Genomic DNA, 12,181 nt, shown 5'->3' on the forward strand with positions numbered 1-12,181 from the left:
GCGATCGCATGACAAGTGCGGACTGGGGTTTACGCGACTTCTACGCGGGCGTGGACGATCCGGACGTCAGCTACACCGTCATCCTCGTCGAGGGTGAACAACTCCCGCTCGCCGTGGTCCGCCGGACCGGCCGGCGGGAGGAAGCCTTCACGCACACCCTGCGCTGGGAGCCGTCCGACCTGCTGAGCCGCGTGCCGGCCGAGCCGACGTGGACCGCCCGGCCGGCGGAAGCCGGGTACGCCAACGGTTTCCTCGTGGAGCTCGTCCGCGAGGTCCGCGCACGACAGCACCTGTCGGAGTTCGCCGACTTCAAGTACTTCGCGGTCTTCCGCACGGCCGTGGACGTCCTCGACCTCGGCCTGGCCCACATGCTGGTGCGCCGCCCGGAGTTCCACGGCGACCAGGAGTACGCCGGCCACCACATGTGGGAGGACACCGACGCGCTGCACGACATCGACCGCGGCGAGGACATGCGCCGGGAGTACGTCGCGATCAGCGCCGACGAGGCCGCGGCGCTCAAGCAGCGCATCGACACCAGGTGGGAGAACGAGGTCCTGCGCTACCACGTGGTGCGGATCGGCGGGACGCCGTTCGCCGTGGCCGGTGTGCCGCGCAACCCGCACTCGGCGGTCGGGCCGGTCATGTTCAACGGCGAGGGCGGGTTCGTCCGCGGCGACCTGCTCAGCCAGGTGGCGGACGCGCCGCGGTGCTCCGTCGAGGAGGTGCCGCTCGATCACGCGGTCAGCGTGATGAGCGCGCTCGTGGAGTTCCAGCGCCACCGGAGCCGCGCCGAACTGACCGGCGGTCACGCCGTGTTCGCCCACCACCAGGACCGCCTCGACCTCGACTCGGCGTACGCACTCGTGCAAACCCCGGAGCCGCACCACAGGTACGTCCTGCCGCTGAGCCACGCCGAGGCCCACCACCTGCACCTGCGCCTGACCATGCGCGCCGCCCGCCGCGCCGCCCGGCCGGTCGACGGCCACTACTACTTCGCCGTCCTCGCCTCGTTGCGCGACGCGGCCGAACCGGACAGGGCGTTCTCCCTGATCCGCTGCCCGGCCGACGCGGCACCGCGGTGGGAACTGTTCCTGCGCCCCGGAGAGTGGCTGCCCACGTCGAGCCCGCTGACGCTGGTGACGTTGCCGATCGGTGCGGAGCAGGTGGAGCGGATCACGGCGGCGCTGGCCGGCCGGACCCGCCACCTGCAGATCGTCAACGGCGAGCCGGGGTTCCTGCGGATCGTCCGCTGGACGCCCGCGTCGGAGGAGACGCGGGAAGGCCCGGACGGGCCGTGGCAGCCGTGCTACCTGATCGGGCGGTGGAGGGACGAGCCGACGTGGACGATCACCGAGCCGGGGTGGCCAGTGGAGCGGTAGCAGGTGTGCCGTCCCGCAGGACGGCACACCTTCCGTGGTGCGAGCTTCTGCTTAGGCACCGGGCTGGTCGAGCAGCTCACGCACCTTCGGCACCACCTCGGTCCCGTACAGCTCGATCGTCCGCATCAGCGACCCGTGCGACAGCCCGCCGATCCCGTACTTCAGGTCGAACCGCGACGCCCGCAGCGTCTTCATCGTCCGCGCCACCTTCTCCGCGACCGTGTCCGGCGAGCCGACGAACAACGCGCCGTGCGGGCCCACCTCGTGTGCGTAGGACTCCGGTGTCGGCGTCGCGAAGCCGCGGGTCTTGCCGAGGCGTCCGATCACGTCGAGGTAGTGCGGCCAGAACTCCTCGCGTGCCTGCTCGTCGGTCGGTGCGACGTGGCCGGGGGAGTGGATGCCGATCGGCAGCGGGGCGCGGCCGAACTTCTCCAGTGCGTGCAGGTAGAGCTCGGAGAACGGGGCGAAGCGGCGTGGGTGGCCGCCGATGATGGCGAGCATCAGCGAGAAGCCGTGGGAGGCCGCGCGCACGACCGACTGCGGGCTGCCGCCGACGCCGATCCAGGTGGGGAACGGTTCGGTGTGCGGGACGACGTCCTGTTCGTGCAGGGCGGCGCGGGTCTTGCCCTGCCACGTCACCGGTCCGCCCTTGAGCAGCTCGGCGAACAGGTGCGTCTTCTCCTCGAACAGGTCCTCGTAGTCCGCGAGGTCGTAGCCGAAGAGCGGGAACGAGTCCACACTGGACCCGCGGCCCAGGATGACCTCGGCACGGCCGCCGGAGACGGCGTTCAGCGTCGAGAAGCGCTGGAACACCCGCACCGGGTCGTCGGAGCTGAGCACCGTCACCGCGGAGCCCAGGTGGATGGTGAACGTGCGCGCGGCGATCGCGCCCAGCACGACGTCGGCCGCCGACAACGGCATGTCGGGGGTGTGGTGCTCACCGATGCCGAAGAAGTCGAGGCCCACCTGGTCCGCGAGCACACCCTGCTCGACGAGGTTGCGGATGGTCTCGGCGTGCGTCAGCGGCCTGCCGTCGGCGTCGTTGGTGACGTCGCCGAACGTGTCGAGCCCGAACGTGATCATTGGACTTCCCCTTCCAGCTCTGACCTGCTGACCGCGACGCCGAACACCGGGCTGCCGGGTTCGAGCAGTCGTCCCGCCACGAGACCGCCCACCGGCACCGGGTCGAAGCCGATGCCGGCCAGGAAGGCCGCCACCACCTCGACGGCGGCCCGGTCGTCTCCGGCGACGCCGAGTGCGCGGCCGCCGGGCGGTTCCATGTCCTGGTAGGCGACGTGGTTGAGGGTTTTGACGACACGCGCTCCGCGCAGGCGCGCTGCCACCTGTTCGCTGGTGCCCAGCGGGGCCTCAGCGGGTGGCCAGTGGTTCATCGCGTCCACGACGACCTTGCCCGCGAACAACGCCGGGTCGAGCGTGGCGAACCGGTGCCACGGGATCGCGAGGACCACGAGGTCCGCGTCCGCGACCGCGTCGGTCGTTGAGCGCGGCCGGGCTCCCGGTGCGAGGAACTCGATGATCATCTCGATGCGCGCCGGATCGCCCGAGGCCGCGATGGCGACCTCGTGGCCCGCGGCGAGCGCGAGCCGGGCGATGACCGGGCCGACGTGGCCGGCACCGAGGACGGCGACCTTCATGTCCCACCTGACCTGATTGGTTGACGTGTCATCCAGCCTAAACAGAACTCCGGCCCGGTTATTCCGAGGGGGACGCACAGTCGCGGTGGTGACGGTTCGTTCGGAGTCGTTCCTCGTGCCGTGAAGGATGTGTGGTCGTCGTCGCCGAGCGCGGGATAGTCGCACGGACGGGTGTTCGGCTCGCGTCAAGAAAGGTCGCGGTAATCGCGCCAACGGCGTGTTTTCGCTGGTCAACAGCCTGGTGCCGGTCATTGTTGAATAGCGAAAGGGAAGGCTAGCCTAATTCCTGTTCGAATTGCGGGCCCCCGGGACCGGTGGCATCGTCCGGAACACCGAACCACTTCCCACCACGGAACACGGGAGCGGACATGACCACCCTCGAGAACCCGGCGATGCCCGCCGTCCACGAGTGCACCGTGAGCGGCTGCTCCTACAACCACGACGGCTGCCACGCGTTCGCCATCACCGTGCGCGGTGACAACGGCGCTGCCGACTGCGGCACCTTCATCCCGCTGAGCACCAAGGGCGGCCTGGACAAGGTGATGGCCCAGGTGGGCGCCTGTTCGCGCACCGACTGCGTGCACAACTCGTCGTTGGAGTGCACAGCGCAGAGCGTGCGCATCGGGCAGGGCGACGGCGACCACATGGCCAACTGCCTCACCTACCAGCCGCGTTAGCGGGTCACGCCGCAACGACGTCGCCGGACCTCGGGCACCCCGAGGTCCGGCGACGTCGTTGCGGCCGGGGCCGGTCACGCGGGACGGATCGTCGCGGTCACCGTGATGTCGACGTACCGGCTGATCAGGAACCCCGGCGCGCGGATGCCCAGCGTCCTGCGGTCCAGCCGTGCGGTCGCGGTCAGCACCGCGCTGCCGGCGTCCACCTCGGACAGCTCCGCGGCGCCGCTGAGCTCGGTGGTGGTGCCCCTCGCGGCGAGGGTGCCGGTGACCAGCCAGCCGCGGTCGGTGGGGGCGGCCGAGGTGGCTGTGAACGTCATGACCGGGTGCCGGTCGAGGTCGAGCAGGCGTGGTTTGCGCAGGTCCAGGTCGCGTTTGGCGTTGCCGGTGTCGATGGCGCCCAGGTCGAGGGTGCCGTGGACGGACAGCAGCTCGCCGTGCTCGCCGATCTCGACGGTGCCGCTCGTGACGGGCACGGTTCCCGTGACGACACGGCCGAGGTTGCCGACCTGGAACGTCGCCGAGCAGCGCGTGGCCCGCCAGGCACCGGCGGCCAGGGTCGTCGCGGCGGTCATGACCGGGATCCGGTGTGCTCGTGGACCTCGTGGACGCGGCAGATCTCGACGCGGTCGGCGCTCGACAGCAGCGCCGGGTCCTCGCCGGGCAGCAGCGACGTGCTCATGATCGCTTTCTGGGTGTCGATGAGGGCCTGTTCGGTCTCGGCGAACGACACCACGACCTCGGAGCCGTCTGCGCGGCGCAGGACGTAGGTCCTGATGTTGCCGGGCACGGACTCGGCGGCGGGCACGATCCGTTCCCTGGCGGCGAAGTCGGCGGCGGCCAGCTGCTGCGGGGAGCGGGGCCGGTCGAAGTAGACGAGCTGCGCGTACATGGCGGTTCTCCTTCGGCTCGCTGTGGTGCTGCCGAGTCTCGGCCGGACGCGTGGCACGCGGATCAGTGCCAGTACGCAGTGCGGTACTGAACCGGCACCGGTCGGCGATACTCCGGAGGTGGAGGTGCCGATCCTGGGACGGGACCGCGAGCTCGCGGCGGTGCGCGCGGGCCTCGTGGCGGCAGCCGGCGGAACGGGCCGGTTGCTGCTCGTCGGCGGCGACGCGGGCATCGGCAAGACCCGTCTGGCCGCCGCCGCGGTGGCGATGGCCGGCGAGTACGCCATCCCCGTGGCCCGCGGCCAGGCCGTCGACGACCCCGGCATGCCGCCGCTGTGGCCGTGGCGCCGCCTCGCCCGCGACCTCCCGGAATTGCACCGGGTGCTGACCGACCCGTACGCCTCCGACCGGGACGGCTCAGCCGCCGCCCGGTTCGCGATGGTCGCCGACGCGACCGACGCCCTGCTCGCCGCGGCCGCCCCGACCGGCCTGCTGGTGGTGCTCGAAGACCTCCACTGGGCCGACCACACCTCCCTCCGCCTGCTCACCCACGTGGCCGGCGAGCTCGCCGCCGCCCGGCTCCTCGTCGTGGCCACCTACCGCGACACCCCCGGCCCGTTCGCCGAAGCCCTGCCCGACCTGCTGCGCGGCGCCGCCACCCGCACCCTGCACCTCACCGGCCTGAGCCGCGACCACGTCGCGGGCTGGGTCCGCCACTCGACCACCGTCGCCGACCCTGACGCCGTGGCCACCCGTATCACGGCCGACACCGGTGGCAACCCGCTCTACGTCCGCATGCTGCTGGACCGCATCACCGACAGCGGCGAGACCGGCACCCACCCCGAACTGCACCGCCTCGTGCTCTCCCGGCTCGACGGCCTCAGCCCCCGCGCCCGCACCGTGCTCGCCGCCGCCAGCGTGCTCGGCGAACGCATCGAACCGGCACTGCTCGCGGCCGTCACCGGCGAGGAACCGGCCGCACCGCTGGACGAGGCCGTCGCCGCACGGGTGCTGCAGGTGGGGGAGGGGACGCTCGCGTTCACGCACGCGCTGGTCCGGGACGCGGTGTACGAGGACCTGCCGCCCTCGGTGCGGGCCGAGCTGCACCGCCGGTGCGCGCTGGTGCTGGCGGCGGGCGGGGGTGCGGCCGCGGGTGCCGGGGTGGACGCGGGTTCGGGTTCGGGTGCGGGCCTGGGAGTGGGCGCGGGTGCGGGAGTGACTTCGGGGGCGGGCGCGGGTGCGGGAGTGACTTCGAGAGCGGGCGCGGGTGCGGAGGCGGGCGGGGGCGCGGGGACGGCGGCCGGCGGTGATGCGGCTGCACCCGGCCGCCTCGCGACAGACGGTGGTGAGCCCGGCCGTGCTGCCGAACGCTCGCCCGACCGCGCTACCACCGCCAGCACACCGGGTCGCGTTGTTGGCGGCAGGGGCCCGCGCGGTCGCGCTGCCTCCGACGATCGCGAGCCCGATCCCGCCGTCGACGACCGCGCGTCGGCCAGCGCATCCGGCAACGACCGCGCGTCGGTCAGCGCATCCGGCAACGACCGCGCGTCGGCCAGCGCATTCGGCGACGGCCGTGCGTCCGCCCATCCCGCCCTCGGTCACGACGCCCCCGGCCGCATCGCCACCCACTGGCACCGCGCGACCGGCCCCGACGCCGCGGCAGAGTGCACCCGCTGGGCCACGGCCGCCGCCCGTGCCGCCACCGCGGACCTCGCCTACGACGACGCCGTGCGGTTCGCCGCGCTGGCACTCGGCTCCGCGGCGCAGGCGCCGGTTCGCGAGCGGGCGGTGCTCAGTCTCGACCTGGCGAGGGCCGAGTTCCTCGCCGGTGACGTCGGTGCGAGCCTCGGTCACTGCCGTGCGGCGGCGCGGCTGGCCGGGGAAGCGGGCGCGCCGGAGCTGGTCGCGCACGCGGCGTTGGTGGTCACCGGGCTGGGCGATCCGGTGTTGCACTCCGCCGTCGACCAGCTGTGCACGACGGCGTTGCGGTTGCTGCCGGAGGAGGCGACCGCGCTGCGCGCCCGGCTGCTGTCCCGCCGGGCGATGGCGGCCACCGCCACCGGGGCCTGCGAGAAGGCCCGCGAGCTGTCCGCCACCGCGCTTGGCCTTGCCACCCGCAGCGGTGACGCGGACGCCGAGCTCGACGGCATCCACGCGCGGCACCTCACGTTGTGCGCGCCGCAGTTCCGCGCCGAACGGGTCCGGCTCGCCAACCGGGCCGTCGAGCTGGCCGCCACGGCACGGCAGCCGCACGCGGAGCTGTGGGGGCACGTCTGGCTGGTCGACGCGGCGTTCCAGGCGGGGGACCTGGCCGCGGTCGAACGGGAGCTGGCGCTGATCGAGCAGTTCGCAGCCGCGCGGCAGCACGCCGTCGCGTGGTGGCACCTGCACCGGCTGCGTGCGACCAAGGCGGCGTTGACCGGCAGGCTGGACGCCGCGCTGGAGCACAACGAGGCCGCCCGCGCGCTGGCCGGGCGGATCGGGGCCGAGGCGGCCAGGGGCATGTACTACGCGTTCCTGCACGGCATGGCGTACCTGGCCGGCACCATCGACGCCGAGGTGGCGCGGGAGTCGTTCGCCGTGCTGGAGAAGGTCCAGGACGTGCCGCTCGCGCAGGTCTACGTGCCGTTCCTGCACGCCCTGCTCGGCGACCTCGACCGGGCGCGTGCCACGTTCGAGGGCTTCCGCACGCTGCCCGCCACCCTTGAGATCGGCCCCACGTGGGCGCCGCTGGTGAGCAAGATCGGCGGGGTCGCCTGTCTGCTGGGCGACACCGAGACCGCGGACCTCGTCTACCGCACGCTGTCCCCGCTCGAACCGGACTACTCCGCGGACGGGTCCGGCGCGGTGTTCTGCTACGCCGCCTCACCGCACCTGCTCGGTGACCTCGCGATGACCTCCGGCCACACCACCACCGCCATCGGCCACTACCGCACCGCCGTCGACATGAACGCCCGCATCGGCGCACGGCCGTTCGCCGCGCTCAGCCGCCTCGGCCTCGCCGAGGCCCTGCTCGCCGACGGTGACCGCGCCGCAGCCAGGACGTCCGCCACCCTGGCCGCGGCCGAGTTCCGCGCGCTCGGCCTGCCGGTCCGGCTCGGCCAGGCCGACCGGCTGCTCCGGCGCGTCGACGTCGAGGAGCGGACCGCGGACCCGTTGTCCCCGCGCGAGGCCGAGGTCGTCGAGCTCATCGCGCAGGCGCTGACCAACCGGCAGATCGCGAGCCGTCTCGTGCTGTCCGAACGCACCGTCGAGACCCACGTCCGCAGCGTGCTGGCCAAGCTCGGACTGCGCAGCAGGACCGAGATCGCCGCGTGGTCGCTGCGCACGCAGCGTTAGCGGCCGAGTCCGAGCGCCAGCGTCAGCTCCAGCACCCGGTGCGGCTTGTCGAGGTCCGGGAACAGGTCCCGCAGCTGCTGCATCCGGTACCGGACCGTCTGCGGGTGCACGAACAACGCCGTCGCCACCTCGTCGCGCCGCCCGTGGTGCAGCAGCCACGCGCGCAACGTCTCCTCCAGCCGGCGTCCCGAACTCTCCGGCAACGCGCGCAAGGGCGCCAACGCCCGTGCCTGCAGGTCGGCGTAAGCGTCGGGATCAGCGGTGAGCACCAGCTCGACCAGGTGCTGCTCGGTGTCCCGGATGTCGGGGGAGACCAGACGCGCGCGCACGGCTCGTGCGTACGAAGCCGACGCGCGCATCCAAGGCCGCGCGGGACCCACAACGGCACTGCGGTCGGTCAGCTGGCGCAAGAGGTGCGCACGGTCGGTGTCGGGCACCAGCAGCACACCGGTCGCGTCCGGCAGGTCGTCCAGCACGAGCGTCCCTGGGTCGAGCGACCGGAACGCCGGACGGGCCTGCGCGGCGGGCAGCAGCACCACGGTCACCGTCGTGGGCGGCGGCCACCCGGCCCGGTTCGCGGACGCCAGCAGCACCTCGGTCCGGGCGCCGGCCAGCAGGTCACGGGCGAGCTGCTCCAGGTGCCGCTCGTGGGCCATGCCGCGTGCGGCCAGCTCGTCGGCGTGCCCGGCGGCCGACGCGGCGGACAGCTCGTCGATGTAGGCGAAGGTCAGCTCCGCGAACTTCGCGACCTCCTCCGCGGGCAGACCGGCCGACACCGCGCCCTCGGCCAGACCGCGCCAGGCCACGCGGGCGCCGACGCGGTAGGCGCTGAGCAGGGCGTCCATCGAACGGCCGTCACGGACCTCACCGCGGCCCAGCTCGTAGGCCGCGTCGCTCGCGTCACCGCCGGTCGCCACGCCGCCTGCTAGGTCGAGGTAGTGGCCCAGTGCCGTCCGCACGGCGCGGCGTATGGTCCCACCCATTCGTCCGGTCAGCGCGTTGGCGTAGCTCGGCACCTCGTCGATGATGGCCTGCACGACCTCGTCGGCGGTCGTCTTCAGTGCCTTGCGCAGTGCGGTGACAGTGGTCTCATCCAGGGCCAGTTCGGTGGCCCGCCGCATTGCCTGAGTCACGTTTTGTTCCCTGCGAACAATCTGGGCCGACAAATTCACGTCCTGAGGACAGGACTTTACGCCCTGTGGCGCATCAAGCTGGAGTCATGACGAGTACCGCCCTACGCAGCAGGGCGTGGAAACTGCTTGAGCTGGTCACGACGCCGCTGCTGCCGTCCGACTACCTCGACCTGGTGAGCCCGCTGCGCGCGGGCGCCGACCTGCGGGGCCGCATCGAGGCGGTCCACCGCGAGACCGACGACGCCGCCACCATCGTCATCAGGCCGGGAAGGGGCTGGCGCGGCCACGTGGCCGGCCAGTACATCCGCGTCGGCGTCGACGTCGACGGCGTGCGCCTCTGGCGCGCCTACTCGGTCACCTCGCCGACGAACCGGGCCGACGGCCGCATCACGATCACCGTGAAGGCCATCCCCGGCGGCAAGGTGAGCAACCACCTGGTCCGCAGGGTGCGGCCGGGCACCGTGATCCACCTCGACCAGGCCACCGGCGACTTCGTGCTGCCGCAGACCAAGCCGGCCAAGGTCCTCTACCTCACCGCCGGCAGCGGCATCACCCCCGCCATGGGCATGCTGCGCGACACCCGGTTCGACGACGTGGTCATGATCCACTCGGCACCGCGCGAGCAGGACGTGATCTTCCGCAACGACCTGCACGACCTCGTCGCCGACAAGGCGCTGCGGCTGCTCGAACTGCACACCGACACCGACGGCATGCTGGACATCTCCCGGATCGAGGACCTCGTTCCCGACTGGGCCGAGCGCGAGACCTGGGCCTGCGGCCCGGCCGGCCTGCTCGACGCCGCCGAGGAGCACTGGAGCAGCCACGGCATCGCCGAGCGCCTGCACACCGAACGCTTCCGCCCGAGCGTGGTCGTGGCCGGCGACGGCGGCGAGGTCACGTTCAGCACCACCGGCAAGACCGTCGAGGCCGACGGTGCCACGCCGCTGCTGGACGTCGGCGAGAGCGCCGGCGTGCTGATGCCGTCGGGCTGCCGCATGGGCATCTGCTTCGGCTGCGTCACGCCGCTCAAGGCGGGCGCGGTCCGCGACCTGCGCACCGGCGAGATCACCGAGGCCGAGCCGGGTGTCCTCATCCAGACCTGCGTGTCCGCTGCCGCGGGTCCCTGTGACGTCGAACGCTGATCCGCACCACCACCAGACCTTCACCACCCGCGAAGCGGCTCCTCCCCCCAGCCGCTGAACCCCCCGGAAAGCGAGCTCCATGACCGCCATCGACCCCACCGCCCACCTGACCGACGAGCAGATCGAGGAGCTCGGCCGCGAGCTCGACGCCATCCGCGACGAGGTGATCGCGAGCCGAGGTGAGAAGGACGCGGCGTACATCCGCAAGGTCATCTCGGTGCAGCGCAGGCTGGAGCTGACCAGCCGCGGCATCCTGCTGTTCTCGATCTTCCCGCCCGCGTGGCTCATCGGCACCGCCGGTCTGTCCGTGGCCAAGATCCTGGAGAACATGGAGATCGGTCACAACGTCCTGCACGGGCAGTGGGACTGGATGCGCGACCCGAAGATCCACTCCACGACCTGGGAGTGGGACCACGTCTCGCCGGCCGAGCAGTGGAAGCACTCGCACAACGAGCTGCACCACACGTACACGAACGTCATCGGCAAGGACAACGACCTCGGCTACGGCATCATGCGCGTGGACGAGGACCAGAAGTGGCACCCGATGCACCTGGGCCAGCCGCTGTGGAACTTCATCAACGCCTGCTTCTTCGAATACGGCATCGCCGCCTACGACCTCGAACTGGGCAAGAACCTGCACAAGCGCCGCCGCAAGAACCCCGAGTTCCGCGCCCGCGCCAAGGCGGTCGGCCGCAAGATCCGCAAGCAGGTGCTCAAGGACTACGTGATCCACCCGCTGCTGTCGGGCCCGTCGTTCCTCACGACGCTGGCCGCGACGTTCACCGCGAACCTGGTCCGCAACCTGTGGTCGCACTCGGTGATCATGTGCGGTCACTTCCCCGAGGGCGTGCAGGTCTTCGAGCGCCGCTCGATCAGGGGCGAGACGCGCGGCCAGTGGTACCTGCGCCAGATGATGGGCTCGGCGAACATCAGCGGCAGCAAGGCCATGCACATCATGACCGGCAACCTGTCGCACCAGATCGAGCACCACCTGTTCCCCGACCTGCCGAGCAACCGGTACGCCGAGGTCGCGGTCAAGGTGCGCGCGCTGTTCGAGAAGTACGGCCTGGACTACGTCTCCGGACCGCTGCCCAAGCAGGTCTTCTCCGCGTGGCACAAGGTCTTCCGGCTCTCGCTGCCGAACAAGAAGGTCAAGCAGGCCCCGCAGCGCGAGAAGGAACTGGTCGCCGCCTAGAACTCCCCGTGCCGTCCGGCGCCGCTCGCGAACCGAGCGGCGCCGGACGCGCCTTCGGCCGCCACGACCGGCACACCGGCCGCACCCTCGGCGCGCAGCGCGTCCGCCAGCGGCAGGTCCAGCCCCGCGTAGGTGGCCGCCCGGTCCGCGAGCACGCACTCGAACGGGAACCCGGCGATCTGCTCCGCCAGCTCCACGGCCGCGGTGACCGCCTGGCCCGGCGCGACGACCCGGTTGGCCAGCCCGATCGCGAGCGCCTCGTCGGCGGCGACCGGCCGTCCGGTGAGGATCAGGTCCAGTGCCCTGCCCAGCCCCACGACCCTGGGCAGCCGGACCGTGCCGCCGTCGATCAGCGGCACGCCCCACCGCCGGCAGAACACCCCGAACACCGCGTCGCTCTCCACCACCCGCAGGTCGGCGAGCAACGCCAGCTCCAGCCCGCCCGCGACCGCGTGCCCGCTGACGGCGGCGATCAACGGCTTGCCCAGCTGCAACCGGGTCGGTCCCATCGGGCCGCCACCGCCGCCCTCGGGGTCGAGCTCGTTGCGGCGGACCGGGTCGCCCACGGACGTCAGGTCCGCGCCCGCGCAGAACGTCCCTCCCGCACCGGCCAGCACCGCCACCCGTTGTGCGGGGTCCGCCTCGAACGCCAGGAACGCCTCGCGCAGCCGGGCGGCCATCGGGCCGTCGACGGCGTTGCGCCGGTCGGGGCGGTTCAGCCAGATGATCGTCGTGGTGCCGGAGCGCTCGACCCGAACGTCGTCCACCGGT

The 12,181-nt window shown here is 72.3% G+C and carries 11 protein-coding genes; 5 read left to right on the top strand and 6 right to left on the bottom strand.

The features are described 5' to 3' along the window. Positions 1 to 8: 8 nt before the first annotated feature. Positions 9 to 1,379, top strand: coding sequence for a hypothetical protein (locus tag ADL03_RS19000; RefSeq protein ID WP_157528940.1), 1,371 nt, complete (start codon positions 9 to 11; stop codon positions 1,377 to 1,379). 51 nt (positions 1,380 to 1,430) lie between these two features. Here ADL03_RS19000 and ADL03_RS19005 read toward each other — a convergent pair whose 3' ends face one another. Both ADL03_RS19005 and ADL03_RS19010 read right to left on the bottom strand, forming a co-directional pair. Continuing rightward, entirely contained in the window at positions 1,431 to 2,462 is a 1,032-nt protein-coding gene (locus tag ADL03_RS19005; protein ID WP_053734828.1) for an LLM class flavin-dependent oxidoreductase, read from the bottom strand. Further along, entirely contained in the window at positions 2,459 to 3,034 is a 576-nt protein-coding gene (locus tag ADL03_RS19010; RefSeq protein WP_053734829.1) for an NADPH-dependent F420 reductase, read from the bottom strand. Before ADL03_RS19010 ends, ADL03_RS19005 begins: the two co-directional genes overlap by 4 nt. Before the next feature lie 368 nt (positions 3,035 to 3,402). Between ADL03_RS19010 and ADL03_RS19015 the strand changes: the two genes are divergently transcribed. Continuing rightward, positions 3,403 to 3,711, top strand: a complete 309-nt coding sequence (locus tag ADL03_RS19015) for a DUF1540 domain-containing protein (protein WP_053734830.1) — start codon at positions 3,403 to 3,405, stop codon at positions 3,709 to 3,711. Positions 3,712 to 3,785: 74 nt separating this feature from the next. On the opposite strand, the gene ADL03_RS19020 is transcribed toward ADL03_RS19015, so the two are convergent. Both ADL03_RS19020 and ADL03_RS19025 read right to left on the bottom strand, forming a co-directional pair. Further along, positions 3,786 to 4,286 (bottom strand): YceI family protein, encoded by a 501-nt coding sequence (locus ADL03_RS19020; RefSeq protein ID WP_053734831.1) that lies wholly within the window; start codon positions 4,284 to 4,286, stop codon positions 3,786 to 3,788. Further along, positions 4,283 to 4,603 carry a hypothetical protein gene (locus ADL03_RS19025; RefSeq protein ID WP_053734832.1) on the bottom strand — a complete coding sequence of 107 codons (321 nt, stop codon included), beginning with the start codon at positions 4,601 to 4,603 and terminating at the stop codon, positions 4,283 to 4,285. The genes ADL03_RS19020 and ADL03_RS19025 overlap by 4 nt, the downstream gene beginning before the upstream one ends. A gap of 118 nt (positions 4,604 to 4,721) precedes the next feature. On the opposite strand from ADL03_RS19025, the gene ADL03_RS19030 reads away from it, so the two are divergent. Continuing rightward, positions 4,722 to 7,940, top strand: coding sequence for a LuxR family transcriptional regulator (locus ADL03_RS19030; protein ID WP_053734833.1), 3,219 nt, complete (start codon positions 4,722 to 4,724; stop codon positions 7,938 to 7,940). Here the strand turns inward: ADL03_RS19030 and ADL03_RS19035 are convergent. Then, positions 7,937 to 9,073 carry a CdaR family transcriptional regulator gene (locus ADL03_RS19035; RefSeq protein WP_053734834.1) on the bottom strand — a complete coding sequence of 379 codons (1,137 nt, stop codon included), beginning with the start codon at positions 9,071 to 9,073 and terminating at the stop codon, positions 7,937 to 7,939. The two genes, ADL03_RS19030 and ADL03_RS19035, sit on opposite strands and share 4 nt — an antisense overlap. Before the next feature lie 86 nt (positions 9,074 to 9,159). On the opposite strand from ADL03_RS19035, the gene ADL03_RS19040 reads away from it, so the two are divergent. Both ADL03_RS19040 and ADL03_RS19045 read left to right on the top strand, forming a co-directional pair. Then, positions 9,160 to 10,215, top strand: a complete 1,056-nt coding sequence (locus ADL03_RS19040; RefSeq protein WP_053734835.1) for a ferredoxin reductase — start codon at positions 9,160 to 9,162, stop codon at positions 10,213 to 10,215. Positions 10,216 to 10,294: 79 nt separating this feature from the next. Beyond that, positions 10,295 to 11,410 (top strand): acyl-CoA desaturase, encoded by a 1,116-nt coding sequence (locus ADL03_RS19045; RefSeq protein WP_053734836.1) that lies wholly within the window; start codon positions 10,295 to 10,297, stop codon positions 11,408 to 11,410. On the opposite strand, the gene ADL03_RS19050 is transcribed toward ADL03_RS19045, so the two are convergent. Beyond that, the gene (locus tag ADL03_RS19050) at positions 11,407 to 12,177 is read right to left on the bottom strand and encodes a crotonase/enoyl-CoA hydratase family protein (protein WP_053734837.1); all 771 of its coding nucleotides are present in this window, start codon (positions 12,175 to 12,177) and stop codon (positions 11,407 to 11,409) included. The two genes, ADL03_RS19045 and ADL03_RS19050, sit on opposite strands and share 4 nt — an antisense overlap. Positions 12,178 to 12,181: the final 4 nt, after the last annotated feature.

The organism is Nocardia sp. NRRL S-836 (genome assembly GCF_001279525.1).
GTDB lineage: Bacteria > Actinomycetota > Actinomycetes > Mycobacteriales > Pseudonocardiaceae > Lentzea.